General features: G+C 37.6%; 23 protein-coding genes. 12 read left to right on the forward strand and 11 right to left on the reverse strand.

From position 1 onward, the window contains the following. Positions 1 to 172 precede the first annotated feature (172 nt). The 6 genes from CA730_RS06145 (at position 173) to CA730_RS06170 (ending at position 3,315) form a co-directional block, all read left to right on the forward strand. Entirely contained in the window at positions 173 to 490 is a 318-nt protein-coding gene (locus CA730_RS06145) for a TerB family tellurite resistance protein (protein WP_096665239.1), read from the forward strand. A gap of 88 nt (positions 491 to 578) precedes the next feature. Beyond that, the gene (locus tag CA730_RS06150) at positions 579 to 794 is read left to right on the forward strand and encodes a hypothetical protein (RefSeq protein ID WP_039201010.1); all 216 of its coding nucleotides are present in this window, start codon (positions 579 to 581) and stop codon (positions 792 to 794) included. A 52-nt stretch (positions 795 to 846) separates the two neighbouring features. Then, entirely contained in the window at positions 847 to 1,095 is a 249-nt protein-coding gene (locus CA730_RS06155) for a hypothetical protein (RefSeq protein WP_039201035.1), read from the forward strand. A 24-nt stretch (positions 1,096 to 1,119) separates the two neighbouring features. Then, positions 1,120 to 2,259 carry an AAA family ATPase gene (locus CA730_RS06160; RefSeq protein WP_096665242.1) on the forward strand — a complete coding sequence of 380 codons (1,140 nt, stop codon included), beginning with the start codon at positions 1,120 to 1,122 and terminating at the stop codon, positions 2,257 to 2,259. After that, the gene (locus CA730_RS06165; RefSeq protein ID WP_096665245.1) at positions 2,252 to 3,025 is read left to right on the forward strand and encodes a hypothetical protein; all 774 of its coding nucleotides are present in this window, start codon (positions 2,252 to 2,254) and stop codon (positions 3,023 to 3,025) included. The genes CA730_RS06160 and CA730_RS06165 overlap by 8 nt, the downstream gene beginning before the upstream one ends. A gap of 53 nt (positions 3,026 to 3,078) precedes the next feature. Further along, positions 3,079 to 3,315, forward strand: coding sequence for a hypothetical protein (locus CA730_RS06170; protein WP_231939996.1), 237 nt, complete (start codon positions 3,079 to 3,081; stop codon positions 3,313 to 3,315). A gap of 48 nt (positions 3,316 to 3,363) precedes the next feature. On the opposite strand, the gene CA730_RS06175 is transcribed toward CA730_RS06170, so the two are convergent. The 3 genes from CA730_RS06175 to CA730_RS06190 form a co-directional block, all read right to left on the reverse strand. Then, complete coding sequence (locus tag CA730_RS06175; protein WP_096665248.1) at positions 3,364 to 3,768, reverse strand: type II toxin-antitoxin system VapC family toxin; 405 nt, start codon at positions 3,766 to 3,768, stop codon at positions 3,364 to 3,366. Further along, positions 3,765 to 4,010 carry a type II toxin-antitoxin system Phd/YefM family antitoxin gene (locus tag CA730_RS06180; RefSeq protein WP_039201017.1) on the reverse strand — a complete coding sequence of 82 codons (246 nt, stop codon included), beginning with the start codon at positions 4,008 to 4,010 and terminating at the stop codon, positions 3,765 to 3,767. Before CA730_RS06180 ends, CA730_RS06175 begins: the two co-directional genes overlap by 4 nt. 848 nt (positions 4,011 to 4,858) lie before the next feature. Continuing rightward, a complete protein-coding gene (locus CA730_RS06190) occupies positions 4,859 to 5,785 on the reverse strand; it encodes an SDR family NAD(P)-dependent oxidoreductase (RefSeq protein ID WP_231939997.1) in 927 nt (308 codons plus the stop codon). A 288-nt stretch (positions 5,786 to 6,073) separates the two neighbouring features. Here CA730_RS06190 and CA730_RS06195 point away from each other — a divergent pair, with 288 nt between their 5' ends. The 3 genes from CA730_RS06195 to CA730_RS06205 all read left to right on the forward strand — a co-directional run bounded on the left by CA730_RS06195 (position 6,074) and on the right by CA730_RS06205 (position 7,985). After that, complete coding sequence (locus CA730_RS06195) at positions 6,074 to 6,652, forward strand: Uma2 family endonuclease (protein ID WP_096665251.1); 579 nt, start codon at positions 6,074 to 6,076, stop codon at positions 6,650 to 6,652. 61 nt (positions 6,653 to 6,713) lie between these two features. Then, entirely contained in the window at positions 6,714 to 7,292 is a 579-nt protein-coding gene (locus CA730_RS06200; protein ID WP_053540120.1) for a hypothetical protein, read from the forward strand. A gap of 177 nt (positions 7,293 to 7,469) precedes the next feature. Next, positions 7,470 to 7,985 (forward strand): peptidylprolyl isomerase, encoded by a 516-nt coding sequence (locus CA730_RS06205; RefSeq protein WP_027404286.1) that lies wholly within the window; start codon positions 7,470 to 7,472, stop codon positions 7,983 to 7,985. A 254-nt stretch (positions 7,986 to 8,239) separates the two neighbouring features. On the opposite strand, the gene CA730_RS06210 is transcribed toward CA730_RS06205, so the two are convergent. Both CA730_RS06210 and CA730_RS06215 read right to left on the reverse strand, forming a co-directional pair. Beyond that, positions 8,240 to 8,815 carry a Uma2 family endonuclease gene (locus CA730_RS06210; protein WP_096665253.1) on the reverse strand — a complete coding sequence of 192 codons (576 nt, stop codon included), beginning with the start codon at positions 8,813 to 8,815 and terminating at the stop codon, positions 8,240 to 8,242. 66 nt (positions 8,816 to 8,881) lie between these two features. Beyond that, a complete protein-coding gene (locus CA730_RS06215) occupies positions 8,882 to 9,616 on the reverse strand; it encodes a Uma2 family endonuclease (protein WP_096665256.1) in 735 nt (244 codons plus the stop codon). Positions 9,617 to 10,091: 475 nt separating this feature from the next. Between CA730_RS06215 and CA730_RS06220 the strand changes: the two genes are divergently transcribed. Then, positions 10,092 to 10,724: a hypothetical protein gene (locus CA730_RS06220; RefSeq protein ID WP_096665259.1), complete on the forward strand. Its 633-nt coding sequence runs from the start codon at positions 10,092 to 10,094 to the stop codon at positions 10,722 to 10,724. Between the two features lie 544 nt (positions 10,725 to 11,268). On the opposite strand, the gene CA730_RS06225 is transcribed toward CA730_RS06220, so the two are convergent. Further along, positions 11,269 to 12,330 (reverse strand): IS4 family transposase, encoded by a 1,062-nt coding sequence (locus CA730_RS06225; RefSeq protein WP_096663248.1) that lies wholly within the window; start codon positions 12,328 to 12,330, stop codon positions 11,269 to 11,271. Between the two features lie 321 nt (positions 12,331 to 12,651). After that, complete coding sequence (locus CA730_RS06230; protein WP_096665083.1) at positions 12,652 to 13,665, reverse strand: IS701 family transposase; 1,014 nt, start codon at positions 13,663 to 13,665, stop codon at positions 12,652 to 12,654. Positions 13,666 to 14,038: 373 nt separating this feature from the next. On the opposite strand from CA730_RS06230, the gene CA730_RS06235 reads away from it, so the two are divergent. Further along, entirely contained in the window at positions 14,039 to 14,767 is a 729-nt protein-coding gene (locus tag CA730_RS06235) for a hypothetical protein (RefSeq protein ID WP_096665262.1), read from the forward strand. Between the two features lie 138 nt (positions 14,768 to 14,905). Here CA730_RS06235 and CA730_RS06240 read toward each other — a convergent pair whose 3' ends face one another. The 3 genes from CA730_RS06240 to CA730_RS06250 all read right to left on the reverse strand — a co-directional run bounded on the left by CA730_RS06240 (position 14,906) and on the right by CA730_RS06250 (position 16,919). After that, positions 14,906 to 16,003: a DUF5895 domain-containing protein gene (locus CA730_RS06240; RefSeq protein WP_096665265.1), complete on the reverse strand. Its 1,098-nt coding sequence runs from the start codon at positions 16,001 to 16,003 to the stop codon at positions 14,906 to 14,908. Between the two features lie 318 nt (positions 16,004 to 16,321). Then, positions 16,322 to 16,645 (reverse strand): Txe/YoeB family addiction module toxin, encoded by a 324-nt coding sequence (locus CA730_RS06245; protein WP_079290402.1) that lies wholly within the window; start codon positions 16,643 to 16,645, stop codon positions 16,322 to 16,324. Next, positions 16,638 to 16,919: a type II toxin-antitoxin system Phd/YefM family antitoxin gene (locus CA730_RS06250; RefSeq protein ID WP_096665268.1), complete on the reverse strand. Its 282-nt coding sequence runs from the start codon at positions 16,917 to 16,919 to the stop codon at positions 16,638 to 16,640. Before CA730_RS06250 ends, CA730_RS06245 begins: the two co-directional genes overlap by 8 nt. A 117-nt stretch (positions 16,920 to 17,036) precedes the next feature. On the opposite strand from CA730_RS06250, the gene CA730_RS06255 reads away from it, so the two are divergent. After that, positions 17,037 to 18,395, forward strand: a complete 1,359-nt coding sequence (locus CA730_RS06255) for a type IV secretory system conjugative DNA transfer family protein (RefSeq protein WP_231939999.1) — start codon at positions 17,037 to 17,039, stop codon at positions 18,393 to 18,395. Between the two features lie 251 nt (positions 18,396 to 18,646). Here the strand turns inward: CA730_RS06255 and CA730_RS06260 are convergent, their stop codons facing one another. Next, entirely contained in the window at positions 18,647 to 19,750 is a 1,104-nt protein-coding gene (locus CA730_RS06260; protein ID WP_096671322.1) for an alkene reductase, read from the reverse strand. Positions 19,751 to 19,835: the final 85 nt, after the last annotated feature.

A 19,835-nucleotide genomic window follows, 5' to 3' on the forward strand; every position in this document is an offset into this window, starting at 1 on the left:
ATTTCAATCTTGTTAGACATAAAAAGATACAGATCAATTTCCACCCTTATTGATTCTATTGTCAATAATCTCGGTCGGAAAATCCTATTTTACGTTGGTGTTAATCTTAAAATTGGTTTGATCTTTTTAATAGACCTACCTTTCAAATCCTTGCAATACAAGCTTTTCAGCTATGTTTGTCCCCCCAAAAGTTGATGGTAGTATTGAACCTGAAGAAAAAGAATATCTCAAGACGATTATTACTAATGCTAATTTAACATCGGCAGAAATTCAGGAAATCAAAAATTTATTATCCTCTCAGAGAATAGAAGTAGATTATTCATTAATAGCTAAATATCCCGATGATGCTTTAGGTTTATTAATTGATTTGATCGCACTTGCAAAGCGTGATGGAGATTTTCACATAACGGAAAAAATGTACATTAAGCAAGTGGGAAAGTTAATGGGATTTTCTGAGGTAGATGTTGCAGAACTGATGTTAGCTTATTAAAACTTCAGTAAAATGGTTTAATTTATCTCCTATTTTTAGAGAGTATGTTAGAATAAATACTTGATCAGAAAAATTAAAACTACAAATCATGAACGTCATAGAAATATTTCCTACTCTGCGAAATCTAAATCGTGCAGACAAACTAAAAGTAATGCAGTTTCTAGTTTCCGAATTATCTAGGGATGAAGAACCATCATTAGAACAGGGAGCAACCTATTTTATTTTATCCCCGCTTAATTCCCATGCAGCCGCACATCAACTTGCCCAACTACTAGAGGCGGACGAACAAAAACACAATGATTAAACCTCAAATATTTTTTAATGATAAAATAAAGAAAACTAAAGATAATTTACTAATGACAACTACACTCGTTAAACCCTCCCAATTACTACCTGAAGGAATCTGTATTCAACATATCAACAACCTCATACTATTCAAATTTACCGATAAACTAGGTGAACGGATGCAAGAACTCCTTGATAAAAACAAATTAGATACCCTCACCCCAGAGGAAGCAATAGAACTAGAGGCAATAGGGGAACTTGACGACATCTTCAGTTATATTAACAGTGCTGTTGCTGCTCAAGACCATGCCCATTCCTGAAACTCTTTATCAATAGATGAAAATATGCTAGAAAAAGTAATACTTCATAATTTTAAAGGCCATAAATATACAGAACTTAATTTTGATAATTCCCGATTACATGGAATTGTAGGAAAAAACAGTGCTGGTAAAACAAGCGTGTTACAAGCATTGCATTATCTAAGCATGATTACTGATACATCCTTTGAAAAAATATTTGAGTATGATAGATCACCTCAATTCATTACAACAATTGGGGAAAAAAATATGTCTGTTACTGCGAGTGGTTATTGGGAAAATCAAAAAAATTGCCAAGTGTTCTATAGTTGGGAGAACAAAAACACTAATAATTGGATTGCAAAATTATCATGGAATATAGATGGTAATAAAAGTAATTGGACAAATGAAAAACTACATGGAACATATTCATACTCACCGCATCCACCTTTACCATTCAATTTTTTTCAACCTACTGTTTACCTAAAATTAATTGCCACCAATCTCGCAAAAGCAGCTTACAGTGAAGAAATTACGCCAAAAGTTGAGTTTGATGGTTCATTATTAGCACCAACTTTAGATTTTTTGCGTGATGAAGCTCCAGATAAATTTCAATTAATAGAAGAAAAACTGAGTCGAATTGTCCCCAATGTCCGCAAAGTTGGCATCAAACGAGCAAAAGTTCCAGTCATTCGCAAACGTTTAATCGAAGTTGATGGGAAGACTTTTCCCTATGAAGAAACTAAGGAAATGATAGGTCAAGAAGTTATATTAGACATGAATACAGGTGTACGTATTCCAGCCCATGCAATTAGCGAAGGAACAATGTTAACTTTAGGATTATTAACTGTGCTGATGAATCCTAATCAACCTAATTTAGTTTTATTAGATGATGTGGAACAGGGACTTCATCCTCAAGCACAACGTGAATTAATGAATGTTTTTAAAGAAATCATTGCCGAAAATCCCAATTTGCAAATTATTTTCACTACTCACTCTCCTTATATTATTGATGCACTTACCCCTTCTCAAGTCCATATATTAAACAACAGTAAATCAGGTTTTACAATTGCTAAACGTTTGGATGAACATCCTGATGTAGAATGGGCAAAAGAAACCTTAACAACTGGTGAATTTTGGGATGCTGAAGGTGAAGATTGGGTAACAGAAGGAGAAGTCTGTGATTGAGTTTATTGTCATAGTTGAAAGTGGTGCAGATGCCAGAACAACGACTAAATTAGCCGAGCGAGTTTTAAAAGAAAAATTCGATTGGTTAGATGATGATATTCTGCAACATTGTTTTCAGTGGAGTGGTTTAGAGGAAGGGACAGAATTTTCTTGTTGGAGAGACATTAGAAAAATTATTGATGATGCAAAAAAACAACTAAAATATAATGAACCCAGATATTTAGGTCATTATAGTAAGGGTGTACCTTTAGAAGCTGATGGAGCAAGAGCTATTAAAGCTCTTAATTTAGTACGTTTTTTGCAAAAAACACGACATATTAAAGCTGTTATTTTTATCCGTGATTTAGATAATCAACCAGAACGTAAAGAAGGAATTGAGCAAGCACGTTCAGCACATATTAATAAAACCCCAAAATTAGAAATTATCATTGGTGCGGCTGATCCAAAACGTGAAGCATGGGTTTTAAATGGGTTTATTGCATCTAATCAACAGGAGGAACAAATTCTCGAAGAAATCAAAACTAAATTGAATTTTGATCCTTGCATAGAGTCACACAGATTACGTGCTACTTCTGAGAAAGAGCCTGAACGAATGAGAAATGTAAAAGTAGTAGTTGAACAGCTAACAGGAAATATGGAACGGGAAAAACTATGTTGGGAAGAGACAAGTTTAAAACATCTACGAGATAGAGGAGTTGATACGGGTTTAACAGATTATATTCAAGAAGTTGAGGAACGATTAGCTGAAATTCTTGGATCTGAGTAAAAACTTTTATAGACTCGTGCTGTATTAACTCATTCAGAATAGGATCAAGGAAAATGGAAAAAATAATGCAAAGTTTAAACATCAATCAAACTATCACAGCTTGGTCATCCATTGCCGAAAATGTTTTTGTCCCTCACACAAAAGAGGAATATGAATACTTGGTTAATATACTTGATACGCTCATTGATCAAATTGGTGAAGATGAAACTCATCCTCTCGCATCTCTTATGGAAGTTATTGGTGCATTAATTGAAAACTATGAAAATGAACATATTCCCGAATTATTATGATAGCTTATCCAATTGGAAACAATACCTTTATAATGAGTAATTCTCAAACTAGCCTTTATTCCCAGCCCAAAAAATAGCAGTATCTTGATACTTTTTAAACATTGAATCCGCCGTTACCAAAATTATACTTTGCATCTGTGCTTGTGCAATGAGCATTCTATCAAAAGGATCTCGATGATGCAAAGGTAAAGCCACCGTTCTGAGTGCATGAGAAGTTGTAATTTCCAAAGATTTCGCCCCCAATTTCATCATGCGGCTAGAAACGTAACTATCCAGTGGTTCTGGTAATGGTAACTTAGCAATTGCAACTTTTATCCCCATTTCCCACACACTAGCCACAGAAAGCCATAGTTCATTGCTTTCATCAGCAATATGTGAAATGGCCTCTTCATTCAAACGCTCAGGTTCAGCAAACCACCATAAAAAACATTGTGTATCTAGTAATAGTTTCACTCCTCATATCCCTCAAACGCTGCCAAAATGTCATCTGGTAAAGGAGCATTAAAGTCTTCTGGAATGACAAATTTTCCTCGATCTTGTCCTAAACTATCTCTGCGGTGAGACGAAACACTAAACGGAACTAACTTAGCGACAGGAACACCCCGATTAGAAATAATAATCTCTTCCCCATGTTCTACACGGGATAATAGGCGTGAAAGGTTGGTTTTAGCTTGATGGATATTTACAGTTTCCACAGGTTTATAGCTAAGTCTACAAACTTAGTTTACTTTGATTCCTTAATTTTGGCAAGAATTCAAAAGAAAACTTCAAATTACAATATGCTACATTTAAAACGGGATAGTCAAAAAGTTACACTACAGTTTAGGTTCCAATACTGTTCGGTTAACGAAAATTTCCACGTAAACAACCTATTGTATAAAACGGCGTTGCTGAATTGAGGTATGAAATTGAAAAATCAAAAAAATGAAACTCTTACTCTCTGCGACTCTGCGCCTCTGCGTGAAATAAAATCATACTCTTAGAGGATGTTTGAAAAGTTTCCGGCGATTAGAAATCGCTACTACACAAACAAAGTCCACCTGCGTGGACTAACGAAAAATCAAGGCTTTTGAACCCACGAAGGTGGGTTTCGTCTGTGTAGCCGCGACTTCTAGTCGCCCTTGCAAGTAATAAATTAGACTTTTCAAACACCCTCTTAATCAGCAACGCCTATAAAACCAACAAATCATTGAAAATGTTGGGTTTCGTTCCGATTCCTCCGCAACGCTAACGCGAACAACCCAACCTACGTATTTTTGTTTTTTAGTCTTAACCGAACAGTATTGGATTGGGGTTAGTTGATTGCGTATCATTTATTGTATTGTGATGCAAAATCGAGGCATTACTGATGCACTAAGGACAGATGAACATTTTCAGCAAGGAGGGTTTCGAGCATTGTTGAGAAGCTAAAATTTTTGTACAATTGATTCATGTACCTGTAGAGCGATCGCTCTCAATATCTCAATATCTCAATATCTCAATTATATCTTCAAAAATAAAATGTCCGGTAAAATCTACCGGACACTGGTTATTTTCCCGTACTTTATACCTGTTTATTAAATTCAAATTTTACGCTGGTGAGTTTTTCCGATACAACCCAAAGTTTTTGAGCGATCGCTCGATCTTTGGATAACGGATTCGATTCCACCTTGACTGGATAACCACCTATCTCCATAAACCCATTTGGACCGAAATATTCCGACCCTTTCAAACCTTCCTCAATTGCCGCTCGCAGAGTTGGTAATGCACCCATCGTGATATCTTGAGCAAAGATACCATTGAGATATTTCATCACATCACCCGCCGTTCTCTGCAATTCAGTTGCAGTCCAACCCGGATGTGAAGCATTTACAAGGGTGTTGATTCCCTGCTCTTTTAGTTTCCGGTCGAGTTCGTAGGTAAAATAAAGATTAGCAAGTTTGCTATCACCGTAAGCCGTCCATTGGGCATAATTTCTCTTTTCCCAATTCAAATCATCGAAATCTAGTTTGCCAAAATTATGTGCGCCGCTGGAAACATTAACAATTCGTGAACCTTGCGTGCTAATCAAAAGTTTTAAAATTTGTCCCGTCAAAGCAAAATGTCCGAGATGATTAGTTCCAAATTGTAATTCAAAACCATCTGTAGTTTTTGAATACGGTGGAATCATTACACCCGCATTATTAATCAATAAATCCAAACGTGAATAATTTTTCTGAAAGTTTTCCGCGAAATTTTTAACCGATGCTAAATTCGCCAAATCAAGTTCCATTACCCGAACATCAGCATCTTTATTCTGTTGAATAATTTTCGCCAACGCCTTATTTCCTTTCTCCAAATTACGAACCGCAATGATCACAGATGCTTGTTTATTAGCTAAAACCCGCGCCGTTTCATAACCGATACCGCTACTTGAACCTGTGACAATTACTATTCTGCCTTTTTGACTCAGAATATTTTCCGTGTTCCATTTTTCGTTTTTCATCATCATAAGATAGTTAAATTAACTAATTTACACAAATAAATACCACATTCAACTTAGTGAAAACATTTAATTTTTCAGCTTTGTTTAAGACAAGATTATCTACGTATAACATACTAGACTTATTTTAAACTCCTATGTACACCCCAAAATGTGAAAACAATCTTAATAATTTGTAATTACTTATATCCTTTCTTACTTCGCGTCTTTGCTCCTTTGTATCTTAGCGCGAAACTTACCTGAAAATGACTGTAATTGTAGTTGCTATAATCAAAACAAACTTAAAAACACCCTGCCATGATCGCCATTCCCCAACAACTGCCAAAAATGACCATTGAGGAATATTTCACCTGGGAACTTGACCAGGATATTCGCTATGAATACATCAACGGCGAAGTTTTTGCCATGACAGGTGGGACAGTTCCCCACAATGATATTGCTCTCAATCTTTACAGACCTCTATATTCTCATCTTCGTCCTAGAGGTTGTCGAGTCAATGTATCAGATGTGAAGGTGCAAGTTACCCCTAAAAGTCCATATTTTTATCCTGATCTTATCGTTAGTTGCCACCCTGATGACCTCAACGCCCGCAAATTTATCCAAAATCCTAAATTAATTGTGGAAGTTCTTGCTCCTGGTACAAGCAGTAAAGATAGAGGAGAAAAATTCAGATATTATTTAACAATGCCCAGTTTACAAGAATACATCTTGATTGATTCAGGAAAAATCTCCGTTGAACGTTACTGTCGAGGAGAAGGGAGAATGTGGCTTTATTATCCATACATGACTGGAGACATCATCACCTTATCAAGTATTGAATTTGAATTTCCCATAGAAATGCTTTATGATGGTGTAGGATTGGAAATAGAAACATAAAAATATATTTCCAAGATAAGTTTGATAAATGTCAGTTAAAATTTAATCCCTTATTAAAATTATGGCCAAGCGGAAAAAAAGCAATCTTCAATGGATTAAAGAAACCCTGGAATTAAGCCCGGATCATCATTGGGAAGGTCCTGATGATTATAAGATTTTTGTAGCTGGGAGAGGCGCGGTTCGCTTCAATGTTCCCCAAAATTGGGTGTTTGAACCACAAGAGAAATCTTTTAAGTTCATGGATAAAAAACCACCTGATGATGATTGTTGTTTAGAGGTATCTTACAATCATTTACCCCCCAATGACTGGACACTGTTTCCCCTTAAACATACTTTGAAAAAAATCATGGAAGATGACAGCCGTGATGTTATTGAAAGGGGAGAGGTGATTACTGTTAAGCGACAAACAGCCCGGATTATGTGGTGTGAAATTAAATTTATTGACACTCAAGCTGAACCCAGGGAAGCTTTTTCTCGGACTTGTGTGGGTTTGGGTTCAAATATTCAATGTTTAATTACTTTTGATTATTGGGCAGATCAAGCAGAGCAATTAATCCCGATTTGGGATGAAGTGATGCGGAGTTTGACACTAGGATTATATATCAGAGATCCGAGAACTGGTTTAGCTTTTCCTGATTAAAATGCCGAAAAAACAATCTCAGATTGAGTTTGTGCATGACGAATGGAGGTTGTTGGTTTGACAGTAGGTAATGCGAATTTGGGTTAATTGTGGATTTTTGTTAAGATTATTTCCCAGATTTTGGGTAAACTGGAAGCGAGAAAGTAAACCATTACACAGATTCGTAATTCAATATTCATGGCAAATCCCACCGCAACTCTAGAAACTTCCCTTGGTACTATTACTCTTGAGCTATTTACCGATGTTATGCCCATAACGGCGGGAAATTTCATCAAATTGGCTAAAAGTGGGTTTTATGATGGTCTGCATTTCCACCGTGTGATTAATAACTTCATGGTGCAGTTTGGTTGTCCTTACAGTAAAGATCCTAGCTCTCCGCGTGCGGGTACAGGCAATGGTCCTGATGGGTGCATTCAAGATGAGCATCCTGAAGACGGGAAACTTTCTAACGAACCAGGAACTCTCTCTATGGCTAATACGGGGAGACCTAATAGTGGTAGTTGCCAGTTTTTTATCAACACTGTCCACAATCACTATCTGGATTGGTTTACACCTGGTCAATCTAAACACCCTGTTTTCGGTCGAGTTACTGAAGGGATGGATGTATTGAAAGCCATTGAAACTACTCCCACCGGTGCAGGCGATCGCCCTAAAACTCCAGTTAAAATGATCAAAGTAACTATCCACGAATAAAATCAAGGATTAGTGCGGAGGCTTCTCCGCACACCGCTATCTTTAAGCAAAATCCGGCGTTGCTGATTAAGAGTATGATTTTATTATGCCTACGGCACGCTGCGCGAACACGCAGAGGCGCAGAGTCGCAGAGTCGCAGAGAGTAAGAGTTTCATTTTTTTGATTTTTCAATTTCATACCTCAATTCAGCAACGCCCAAAATCCTATATTGCTCATGAAAGAACTCCACAGAAAAACTAATCATATCAAACAAACTAACTTTGAGTTTCTTCTTCAGTAAAAATAGGAGGCCATAATTCAGAAACGGCTAATTCCCAACCGGGAAAAAGTTCTGGTAAAGTTAAAATATCGCCATTATTTAAAATAGTTGGTTCACCTTGATGACGATAAACAGTTACAGTTTCTTCATCAGGATCAATTAAAATTCCCATTACAGCACCTAATGTGATAAAGTTGAGAATTTTAGTAACTAAAGGTTTAATTCTATCACTTTGAGATTTAATTTCTACTACTAAATCAGGTACAAGTTCCCCAAAATAACGGGGACTTTGACGCAGACGTGCAGCCCGCACAAAAGAAACATCTGGTGCCGTGAGGTTGCTATCAGGTAAAATAAAACCCCCAGCAGAATCAAATACTCTTCCTAAACGACGAGGATTTACCCAAGCGAAGAGAAAAGCAATTAACCGACTACTAATTTCACTAGATACAATATCTGATGGACCCACAATAGAAATTCTCCCATTTGTTAATTCAACATCGTAATCTAAACCAGCTTCACTAAAAGCAGTTTGGACTTGTTCTACATCTTTAAGGGTCATGATTGGCATAAAATAATCCTCGTAATATACAAAATTGGGGTAATTAAAACAAACACAATTTGATTTTATATTTCCTTAAATCCTATCTGGATCAATATTTAACTCTCTCAATTTTGCGGCTAACCTTTGAGATTTTTCATTTGATATTTTCGCTCTTTCTGCTTCCATTGCTGCTCTTGTTGCTTCCATCTCTGCGCTTTCTTCCGGTGTGGGAACTAAAACTCCTGATGATGTAAAATATCTTAATAAACCCTTATAAATTCCTAAATATAACCCCAATTCTTCACTCCATAAATGTCCTTTTTCGTTAGGTTCTAAGGGTCGATATTTGCCACTAATTAAATTAAATCCTGCAAATTCTAATGTATAAGGATCAAACCAAAAATAATCAGGTGTACGGAAAGTATCTTGATAAAGTAATTTTTTAGTTTCTCTATCAGTTTTAGCTGTAGTTGGTGAAAGAATTTCGACAATAACATGAGGATATTTGCCATTTTCTTCCCACACTACCCAACTTTTTCTAGTTTTTCGTTCTGTTCCTAAAACCACGAAAAAATCTGGACCTCTAACATCTTCTGATTTCTTTTGATGCGGACTATAGTAAATACTCAAGTTTCCTACAGCATAAAAATCAGTTCTTTCCTTCCACAGCCATTCTAAACATTTTAAAAGGAGGATAATTTGACGTAAATGCAGTTCTGTTTCCACGGGAGGTTCATCACTATATAGGTCACTGGGTGGGAAAATGATATCTTCTGATATATCTTCTGATGTGTTAGTTTGTAATTCCAGTGCTTGAGTAATCATCATGTATGATACCAAGTAATTATTGGTTTATTGTAGCATTAATTGTCAATTACTTTCACTGAATTATCGCAAATCTCTTAAACATTTGCCATAGCTTTTTGCCGTCATCCACGCGATCTAAAAATTGCTCGACCAAAAGGAACTTACCTTAAGGGACTCCCAATTAAAAAAATACCCAAAAATTTCTTGTAGTGCGGGACGAATTGCCCGCTAATCATCAAGGACGGGCAGGATGCCCAGCCCACGAAATTGGGTAATTTATTTTTTGGTGTTCCCTAATATTATTATTTCTTGTAGTGCGGGCATCTTGCCCGCAAGAATTATACAAATTAAATGCACAACAGCTTAGATCATTAGATAATAGCATAGATGATTACTTATGGTAACTATTCATAGTAACTATTGGACTGAGTTGGCACAAGGTTGTTAAATACTGTTGAGACGTTTTTTAACTTCCCCTTTGATATTTCCTGTTAGTATGCATACCAACCCCTTTAAACAATTACAAGCCAATCTTTCTGTAACCGCTGCTACTATAGCCTTGTTGGTTACTGCGCCATCAATGGCTCATGGTCAAGTTAATAGTACCACCACTAAGCCGACCTCATCAAATTCTAAGACATCAGTAGTTAATATATCCATTACTGAGGCTGAAGTCCTGGCTGCTCAAAAAGCCTGGGGTGAAGCATTGGTTTCCATTAGTACCACCTATGATGAAAAGGGGATAGCCGCTGCTAGAACATTGGCTGACAATATAATAGATAAAGCATACGCTTATCAATCGGGATTGGTGTTGTTCAAACCAACCTTGACAACTGGAGACCAGACCTTCCGCACGACACACAAAGGAGCTTTGTCTTATTTTGTGGGTGGTGATTCCTCTTTCCCTAAAGATACTGGTTTTGCTCTCAAAGGATGGCGAAAGGTGGAAATTCGCAACGCTGGTATTTTTATTGTTGGTAATACTGCTACCACTATGGGTAATGTTTCCATAACTGATAAAACAGGTAAAGTCACAACGGTAGATAAAACCTGGCAGTTTGTTAGAGGTGGTGATGGTAAATTGCGTATTATTCTACACCATTCTTCTCTGCCCTATAGTCCAAAATAAACATGGAATAGATCCCCAACTTCTCTAAGAAGTAAGGTATCTGAATAACTCTAATCGCATTAAAATAAGGTTGTTAATTTGACGGTAATTAATTGTCTGATAGTGTAGCGTGGCGCAAGCCATATCAGGATTTCGGCGTTGCTGATTAAGGGTATGAATTTTAGTCTCACGCAAAGGCGCAAAGACGTACTGAGGTTTGAGTTTTAAAGATTCAATTTGGGAATTTCATACCTCAATTCAGCAACGCCAAAAATCTATATTCGTGCAGTGTTATACTCAAAACGGCTAAAACTTGGACTTTTTTATAATACAAATAACAGTCTCAAAGCCTCTCCCTGTTGCGGGGAGAGGTTTGGATAGGGGTTGCATATTTAGTTAAACAATAAACCGTTTGCAGTGTTAACTCATCCAGAATACGATCAAGGAAAATGGAAAGAATAATGCAAAACTTAAACATCACTCAAACTATTACAGCTTGGTCATCCATTGCCGAAAATATTTTTGTTCCTCACACAGAAGAAAAATATGAACATCTAGTTAATATCTAAGTACAGGACAAAAAATTGAGAGAGAGAAGAAAGTCGTCATATTTCAAATCTAAATCAGTAACAAGAGAACGCAGATAATCTAAACCGTAACGAAAAACACTTTTAGCAAAACGTCCATGTTTCTTGATTTTGATAGGTTGGTGTTGATGCAACCATTCTCCAGTCTTGACAGCCCAACACATAGCTAATGACAGTAAAGCTAAGAGCTTACTCAATCGGTTAGAATCAATAAAATGTGTAGATTCCAAGCAAAAACCACGAGTTTTAAACATACCGAACAAAGTTTCAATCCCCCAACGACGGCCATAGTCAGCAATTATGGTTTGGGGAGAAGTATCAGAAATCACGATTAATAACTTGCCATCATCAAGACGTAAACCAGCTACATAAACTGAACGACCCCAGACCCAACGACGAGTAGATAAAACCTGAGATTCACCCGCAGCCAGATGAGCAAAAATGACGCTACCTGGAAGAGTCTTTTCTGTATCACTAATTAAATCAGTGTGACGAATCCTGATTCGGAATGGAATATTTGGTTCAAGCAGTAAATAACTTAACCATTCTGCCCCCACGAATTCTCTGTCAGCACTGATATAGTCAACTTGTGCATCTGGGAACAGTTGTCCAAATCGGTCAAGTAAATCCATTCGTTCATCCGTGTTGGAGTTACCTTTCTTCTCCAATATCTGCCAAACTAGGGGGTAAGCGACACCATTATGTACTACTCCCAACATGAGGATATTTAACCATATTTGACCAAAACGCCATTCAGTCCGGTCAATACTTAACACCCAAGGCTGGGGAATGTTCATGATTTTTACAATCATTTTCGCTATGACTGCATAATCTATATCAAAATCTCGGAAAAATCTTTGCAACCGTTTGTAATTGGATTCGTTTTTAGCACAGTTGCGAAAACCAGTTGCTAATTCTACCAAGTTCACTGTCTTTACTCTTAATAAAGATATTAAAAATAACGCTAAAAAGCTTAGACGCGCTCCATGCCATTCCAAATGTGGTTTTAGTGTGTCTCGTAATAGGTTAATCTGGTTCATAGGGGTTTCTTTGATTGTGTGGTAACTTTCTATGAAACCCTTTCTCTGTTTCCTTTGCAAGCTTTTTCTCTATTTTTTGTCCTGTACAGAGAGTTAATATACTTGATACACTCATTGATCAAATTGGTGAAAATGAAACCCATCATCTGGCATCTCTTATGGAAGTCATTGGTGTATTAATTGAAAATTATGAAAATGAACATATTCCTGAATTATTGTGAACTGTAAAAATATGCTAGAAAAACTCATTCTTTATAATTTTAGGACTTACGCAACTGGCACAAGCGATGGTGCGGCTACGCTGCACCGAGCGCCTAAAGACTAAACCATTGACATAGCAATATCTGGACGTTTTAGTTGTCCTATTAAATAATTAGAAAGCAAATTATGCTTAATTTGATAAATAGTTTGACCTGTGTTGTAAGCTAAGTTTTTTAGTCTTAGCCAAACCAACATAGCACAAGCTATATGATTTCTTTGAAGACGACCTTTGCGACACTGACATGATTCAATGCCAGTTAATTGTTTTATCTCCCTGTGAAACTCTTCTATTTTCCAACGGATTTTACACACCTGTTGTGTAACATCCATAGAACTTTGAGATATATCATTAGTTGCGATATAGTCCGTTCTATCGGTAGAGATAGTAACCCGGAATAGCTTCACTTTTTTCTCGGAGGGGAATGCTTTTATCTTGATAATTTTACCACATTCTAACTCATCTTCACTCCATGACAATGATTCAATATTTTTATATTTTTCTTTGCCAAAACTATCATCAACCAAACGATTAATCTTTAAAGGACAATAATAAACTTTATCTAGACTATCAATATAAAGCATTAAATTGTTAACTGCATACCAAGTATCCATTAAAACTGTATCAAATGGCAGAACCTTTTGATATACAAGCCCTTGCAACATATTTTTCACATGGTCAACTTTACTTAAACCATCATTGTCAGGGTTAAAAATACGATAATCTATTACCCAAAATTTGAGAGTTTTAGGATTAACATATATACAATTGACTATTCCAATTCCTTTGACGATGCCATGCTCATTTCCACTATATTGCCTTCGCACTATTTCAATCTTTTCTGAAAATCTTTTGTTTAAAACTGTGTCATCAAATATAATATAAGCATTCTCGTCCCGGACAATTATATCTTTCACATTATCCCAAAGTAACCGAGGAGTCAATTTCTCATTTTTTAAATAATAATTAATTTTATCGTGACTAATATTGTCTAAATGTTCTGCTAGATTAGTCATTGTGTAGTTGATTTGACTGCTAAGTAAATACTGGCAGTAATTAAGTTTAGTAAATTTCATCGTTAATTAATTTCTTAATGCACCCTATCATCATTCTCTCATAAAATTAATACCCGTCATTTATTTAATCTATTACTATTAACAATTCTCAATCAGTCTGATTCAATAACATCTTCATTATTGCAGTACACATATACTAATAATTAGCGATCGCTGTGCCAGTTGCGTAAGTCCTGTTTAACTTCTCGATACATTAGTAATGCTCAAAACATTGGTAATTAGAAGTACGAAATACAGCAGGAGTCAGGAGTGAAAGCCACTTATAACAATTGTGGCTATTGTTATAACTTATCACAACAAATAAATTCGTTTGATTCGTCTTTCCTTTAGGTTCTCAAAAGTTGCAAGTTCCATACTTATCATCGTGGTTTTTATGACTAATTTATCTACAACCTCTATATCTTCCGAGTCAGAGACAAAGGATTTTTCTGATACTGACTTGCATTCAAAAAAGCAATTTGAGCAAGTAACAGCAGACAAGGTAGTTTCTTCTTTGTCAGCCTCTTCTACTCAATTTCAATCACTGAAAACAAAAAGATATCAATTACCACAACCTCCCATGAGAATACGTTATTGGGTGCATTGGTTTCGTGTTGGTTTAAGTATCTTTTTACTGCTTTCTGTTCTCTGCGGTCTAGGAGGATGTAGTTTTAATGCAGCAACTGTGACTTGGCACAAAGCTGTTAATCTTGTTTCTAGTTCTGTAGTGGAACAGGTAATTGTAGAAAATACAAACTTGAATTCTCAAGCATCTGTTGACAATATACTGGCTGTAAATGTGGCAGGAAAAGATGGCAAGCTGACAATTTTCAACTTTAATACTCCAGATGTTTGTGGTGCTTTGGGTTGTCTGTATGTTGGTTATTGGTTTAAACCAAATCAACCAATTACTCAGGTATTCTTGAGTTATCTAAATCCTACATTACCCCCAGGAAAGCAATTATTAGCAGTAGGAGAAAATCGGTATCAGGCTTTACCTTGTATTAAAGTATTGCAAACAGAAAAACAGCAATTACGAAAATTGAACTTTTGTTTTAATGGTAATCGTTATCAACTTGCCGATAGTCAACTTTTGGCTACTATGAATAAATCACCCAAATAACAGTTTTTATTAGTCAACAAGTACCAATCAAACAAGAAGTTAACAAAAATAATGTCTAGCTTTTCTAGTAAGAAATCTACCATAGTTTTTGACTACGGTAGATTTTATGTTAAACACAGGTAATTTGATAACATTCAACTATTCGTCATCATCTTGTTCATCATCATCGTCAAATTCAAAATCATCATCGTCCAAATCGGTTTCTAAATCGTCGTTTTCATCATCGTCATCTTCAATTACTTGAATTTTCCGAGGTGGTTTAGTTGTTGGTTTGGATTTACGGACAGCTTGAGTTTTACTCTTGTTCTTATTCTTGTTTGGTGGTAAAACTTCCACCTCTACAGAAGTTGATTCTCCTGGTAAAGCAGGTAGAGATTGTGGTTCATTGAAACCAGCGATAGCATCATGCTGTTGCCAAATTAAACTTTTAGCTGTGGTTTTACCTAAATACAGTTGGGGGAAATTTTCAACTGTGGGTTTAGTGTAGGCTACAGTTTTGCAACAGTTATGTTTATTCTTACCTTCACCTTCTTTAATGGCTCTAAACTCAATTTCTAGCACCCCTAAACTCCGCCATTTATCACTTTTACCACTAAATGGTACTTGGAAATAATCAGCAAAGGTTTTCTCTAATGAACGGTAAAACTCTTCACGGACTGATTTAAAACTCCAGAGAGCTACATTCTTAAACCGGACAACAACAGGAGTAGTATGTAATGGTTGATTCTTGTCATCCAGAAACATAATTGCGTGTTCTGAACATACATCCATTGTTCTTTTATCAAGACTATTTCTGTAGTCGTCATAAAGCCCAACCAACGAACTACCTACTTCTTCAACATCTGATTTATAGCGGATATATTCTGGTGCAAAAGCTAAAACCAGTAACCGACCTTCAGTAATTAATAGTCCGGTGACATATTCAGTTAAAGTGACAGTAGTTAAATCATCTTCTTCAGGCATTTCTAGCCAACCAGCTTTTTCTAACTGGTCTTCGGGAATTAATAGTCCAGCAGGTTTATCGTTAACGACTATGCCATAGGGAAGAAGTGGTTTACGGACTTGGTTATAATGATCATTGAAGAGTTCTGGGTCTATTTCAAATTCGGTTTCTTCAAAGTCATAATCATCAGGTTCAGTTGCTCTGGCTTTGGTAGTTTTAGGTTTAGTAGCAGCAGTTTTGGGAGGAGATTGATGGGGGTGTTTAGAGTTGTTTGTAACTTTTGATTTAACCATTGGACTGCATAAATATGATTGTCCAAAGTCTGAGGCGTTAGCCTCTAAATTTAGTACAAATTAATTATTTTATGCTAGTGTGATTTCAAGTTTGAAATTGCCGCAACGGCAAGGTGATGGTTGAAAATAGCAACGGCAAGATGATGGTTGAAATGGAGGTTGTCAGTGCCATTAAACTCATGTCATCATGAACCTTCCAGCGACTAATTTGGCAAGATTATGGTTGAAAAGGTGGCAATGTTATGGTTGAAATCATACTCGCCCTATAGAAGATTGGGAATTTCGCATTTTTTTTGTTGAGCATACTATGTTTTGATTTTAATCTGATTCATAATGATAACGAGCTTGTAAAAAATAAACTTTATTTTGTGTTACTTTATAAACCAAACGATGTTCTAAATCAATGCGTCGTGACCAAGTATCAGGAGCAATATATTTAAGAGGTTCAGGTTTACCTAAGCCTGTAAACGGTTGACCGTCAAGAATATCCGCTACTAAATCCAATATCTTATCCCCTTTTTTTCTATCATGATTATACCACCAAGCCAAATCTGCTTTAAAATCAGGACTGAAAACAGGAAAATAACCAGATAATTCTTTTTCTTCATTATGAGTATCTGGCTTTTTTTTCTTACTACTCAATTCCTAACTCCTCTTTTAATTCAGCCAATGTTTGAGGAGTTTCTATTGTTGTTTCAGCCCATTCTAAAGACCGAAATAAACGTTTAGCATTTTCAGGTGATCTTAATAAATAAACACACTCTAATAAACTGGAAAGTTCATCTTCTGCAATTAACGCCACATTTTTCTCATTACGACGTTTAATTACTACAATTTCCCGTTGATCACACACCTGATCTAAGATAGTTGCTAAATTCAACCTTGCTTGAGAGTAAGTGGTTTCTTTGTTTAACATTCTCTTTTTAAAGAAGTTGTACAACTATATTGTACAACATTTAAAGAGGAAGCTTATCTCTCTCAAAAAAAATATCCAAAAGGTCAATTCCCTAACTTTACCTAGAAAGGCGACCAAATGCGACTCCACGCTCCTCTAGCAGCACGTTATGGCTATAAAGTCCTAGTCTTTGCCCTAGTCTTTGCCCCCGGTGAAGCTTTTAGCGGTGTCATCAATCCCTTGGATTATATGCGTGATGCACGGGATGGGGTCATGGCTGGGGAAATTGGTCAAGTGATTAACCGCAATGCTGCCAGTGGGGGTAAGAGTGACGAATTCTTTGCTAAAGCTGGGGATTTGTTAGCAAAAGCACTATTGCAGTTAGTCAAGGGTTCACCTTACCCAGATATGGCGATGTTGTATGCGGTGTTGCGGTTGCCAAAATTGGTACAACGTCTTGATCATGCGGTCCAGTCCAAACGCTTAGATGAATGGGTTGCCACTTCATTTATTCAATTTTTGAGTGCTAAGGACGCAGAAAAGACTATTTCCGGGATTTTGACGACAGCGGCAGGGACTTTCTCATCTTTTATTCAAGCTGATTTGTTACGGGCATTCATCGGTCAATCGGATATTCCCACTCAGCTATCAGGTAGAGAAATGGTGGTCTTCAAGCTAGATGATGAACGTCGCAGTGTGGTTGGTCCTTTACTGGCAGCAGCAATGCACTTGATGATTGTCGGTAATTTGAGCCGCCCCCGTAAAGACCCGTTGATTATTTCTTTGGATGAATTACCATCAATTAAGTTGGATAGACTACCACAGTGGATTAATGAATATCGTTCTAATGGTGCTTGTTTTATCTTAGGTATTCAAAGTCTAGAGCAGCTTTACGATATTTATGGCGATAAAATGGGGAGTGCGATCGCATCAGCTTGCAGTACCCATGTGTTATTCAATCCTGGTAATTACAAAACGGCGGAAGATTACTCAAAGCGTTACGGTGAAAAGGAAGTGCTGATTAAAAATCGGACCACAGGGCGAACTCTGGGTGGACAAATGAGCCGTTCAATTAGCTGGAGTGAGAATTTACAAAAGATGCCTGTGATTAGTGCTGATGAAATTCTTAAATTTCCCCAAGGTAAATGTGTAATTACCAGTCCCGGTTACAGTTCAGGGGGACAAGCATCTATTCCTTATCCTTTAATTATTCCTGTGTCGAAAACCGATGAAAAACGAGCTAAGGAAAGTGAGGGTCTTTGGGACAAACAAGTTAGATTGGCTTTAGAAAGTCAGGTGACAATTCCTGATATTAAAATGCTCACACAGGCATTGTATGACCGCATTGAGGAAGCAGGAAGGATGTTGCCATTACCAGAGGAAGATGTGGCCACAGTCCAAGAACAGGAGGAACAGGGGTCTGGTAATCATCAAGAAACTGATGTTTTAGAGAATTTTACAACACGAGTTTATCAAACTCCAGGATTGCAAGGTTGACACTCCTCGACCTAACGGTTTGCTTTGAGAATTGTCGTGATTTTGAAACTATTGCCCAGGTGGGACACCTTCGCTTTCAACATCGTTTATTATTTAATTACCAACGCCGACCAACCGCAGGGGGCGATTGCGCGGAGCGCAGTGCCAGAGGCAATCGCCACGAATCACAAAAAATATTTCTAGGCAGGTTTTGGGAGTGCCAATCACCAAGCTAGAGCAACTCTGAAAATCGGCACTCCGAGGTCATAACTTTACGCTTCTGCTAAAAAGGGATAGTCAGTGTAGCCCTGTTCTGTGCCGCCGTAAAAGGTACTGCGATCGTAGGGATTTAACGACGCATTCAGGGCAAAACGTTTCACCAGGTCAGGATTGGAAATATAGATGCGACCATAGGCAATTAGATCAGCTTCGCCCTTGGAGATGATTTGTTCGCCAATTTCACGGTTTAATCCGCCAGCGGCAATAATTTTACTGTTAAACAGGGGACGGAAAAAACCAGCGGTGAGGTCGCTACTGAGATGTTCTAGGGTATCTTGGCTCGCATTGAGCCGGGGTTCGATGAGGTGTAGGTAGGCTAAGTTAAATTTGTTGAGTTCCTGCACAACATAGCTGAAGAGGGTCTTGGGGTCTGAGTCGCCCATATCGTTAAAACTGCCGGAAGGAGATAATCGCAAACCAACGCGATCGCCACCCCAGACTTCAATCACGGCTTCCATAACTTCCATCAAAAAGCGTGAGCGATTTTCTACTGAGCCGCCATAGGCATCGGTGCGGTGGTTGGTGCAGTCTTGCAAAAATTGATCAATCAGATAACCATTTGCGCCATGTACTTCAACGCCGTCAAAGCCTGCTTCGAGGGCATTTTTCGCACCTTGACGATATTGGTCAATCACGCTGGGGATTTCTTCAAGTTCAAGGGCGCGGGGCGCGACGTAGGGTTTCATGCCTTCGTAGGTTCCGACTTCTCCTGTTGGGGTAATCGCGCTAGGGGCAACGGGTAATTCACCATTTGGCTGGAAATCAGGATGGGAAATGCGCCCAACGTGCCAGAGTTGCAGAAAAATGCGACCACCTTTGTCGTGAACCGCTTGGGTAACTTTTTTCCAGCCAGCAATCTGTTCAGCGGAATGGATGCCGGGGGTAGCGGGATAACCTTGTCCTTGGGGACAGACTTGGGTTGCTTCGGAAATAATCAGTCCAGCGGTTGCTCGTTGTGCATAGTAGGTGGCATGGAGTTCGTAGGGAATGTTGCCAGCCGCAGCACGACAGCGGGTTAAAGGAGCCATTACCAGACGATTCGGTAAGGTGTAAGTACCGAGTTGTATAGGGGTTAATAATTGCAGTGTGTTATCCATAAGTCTAACTGGAATCGTTTTTAAGTATTTAGGATAATCTATATCAAATTGGTGGCGACCTTTCGGGACTGATAACCTAGATTCA

This window comes from Dolichospermum compactum NIES-806, assembly GCF_002368115.1.
Taxonomy (GTDB): Bacteria; Cyanobacteriota; Cyanobacteriia; order Cyanobacteriales; family Nostocaceae; genus Dolichospermum; species Dolichospermum compactum.

What these genes read in the sequence shown, in the direction of transcription:
- CA730_RS06145 (WP_096665239.1), top strand. Translation starts at nt 173, where the DNA reads ATGTTTGTCCCCCCAAAAGTTGATGGTAGTATTGAACCTGAAGAAAAA.
- CA730_RS06150 (WP_039201010.1), top strand. Translation starts at nt 579, where the DNA reads ATGAACGTCATAGAAATATTTCCTACTCTGCGAAATCTAAATCGTGCA.
- CA730_RS06155 (WP_039201035.1), top strand. Translation starts at nt 847, where the DNA reads ATGACAACTACACTCGTTAAACCCTCCCAATTACTACCTGAAGGAATC.
- CA730_RS06160 (WP_096665242.1), top strand. Translation starts at nt 1,120, where the DNA reads ATGCTAGAAAAAGTAATACTTCATAATTTTAAAGGCCATAAATATACA.
- CA730_RS06170 (WP_231939996.1), top strand. Translation starts at nt 3,079, where the DNA reads ATGGAAAAAATAATGCAAAGTTTAAACATCAATCAAACTATCACAGCT.
- CA730_RS06190 (WP_231939997.1), bottom strand. Translation starts at nt 5,785, where the DNA reads ATGATGATGAAAAACGAAAAATGGAACACGGAAAATATTCTGAGTCAA.
- CA730_RS06195 (WP_096665251.1), top strand. Translation starts at nt 6,074, where the DNA reads ATGATCGCCATTCCCCAACAACTGCCAAAAATGACCATTGAGGAATAT.
- CA730_RS06200 (WP_053540120.1), top strand. Translation starts at nt 6,714, where the DNA reads ATGGCCAAGCGGAAAAAAAGCAATCTTCAATGGATTAAAGAAACCCTG.
- CA730_RS06205 (WP_027404286.1), top strand. Translation starts at nt 7,470, where the DNA reads ATGGCAAATCCCACCGCAACTCTAGAAACTTCCCTTGGTACTATTACT.
- CA730_RS06210 (WP_096665253.1), bottom strand. Translation starts at nt 8,815, where the DNA reads ATGCCAATCATGACCCTTAAAGATGTAGAACAAGTCCAAACTGCTTTT.
- CA730_RS06215 (WP_096665256.1), bottom strand. Translation starts at nt 9,616, where the DNA reads ATGATGATTACTCAAGCACTGGAATTACAAACTAACACATCAGAAGAT.
- CA730_RS06220 (WP_096665259.1), top strand. Translation starts at nt 10,092, where the DNA reads ATGCATACCAACCCCTTTAAACAATTACAAGCCAATCTTTCTGTAACC.
- CA730_RS06225 (WP_096663248.1), bottom strand. Translation starts at nt 12,330, where the DNA reads ATGAACCAGATTAACCTATTACGAGACACACTAAAACCACATTTGGAA.
- CA730_RS06230 (WP_096665083.1), bottom strand. Translation starts at nt 13,665, where the DNA reads ATGAAATTTACTAAACTTAATTACTGCCAGTATTTACTTAGCAGTCAA.
- CA730_RS06235 (WP_096665262.1), top strand. Translation starts at nt 14,039, where the DNA reads ATGACTAATTTATCTACAACCTCTATATCTTCCGAGTCAGAGACAAAG.
- CA730_RS06240 (WP_096665265.1), bottom strand. Translation starts at nt 16,003, where the DNA reads ATGGTTAAATCAAAAGTTACAAACAACTCTAAACACCCCCATCAATCT.
- CA730_RS06250 (WP_096665268.1), bottom strand. Translation starts at nt 16,919, where the DNA reads ATGTTAAACAAAGAAACCACTTACTCTCAAGCAAGGTTGAATTTAGCA.
- CA730_RS06255 (WP_231939999.1), top strand. Translation starts at nt 17,037, where the DNA reads ATGCGACTCCACGCTCCTCTAGCAGCACGTTATGGCTATAAAGTCCTA.
- CA730_RS06260 (WP_096671322.1), bottom strand. Translation starts at nt 19,750, where the DNA reads ATGGATAACACACTGCAATTATTAACCCCTATACAACTCGGTACTTAC.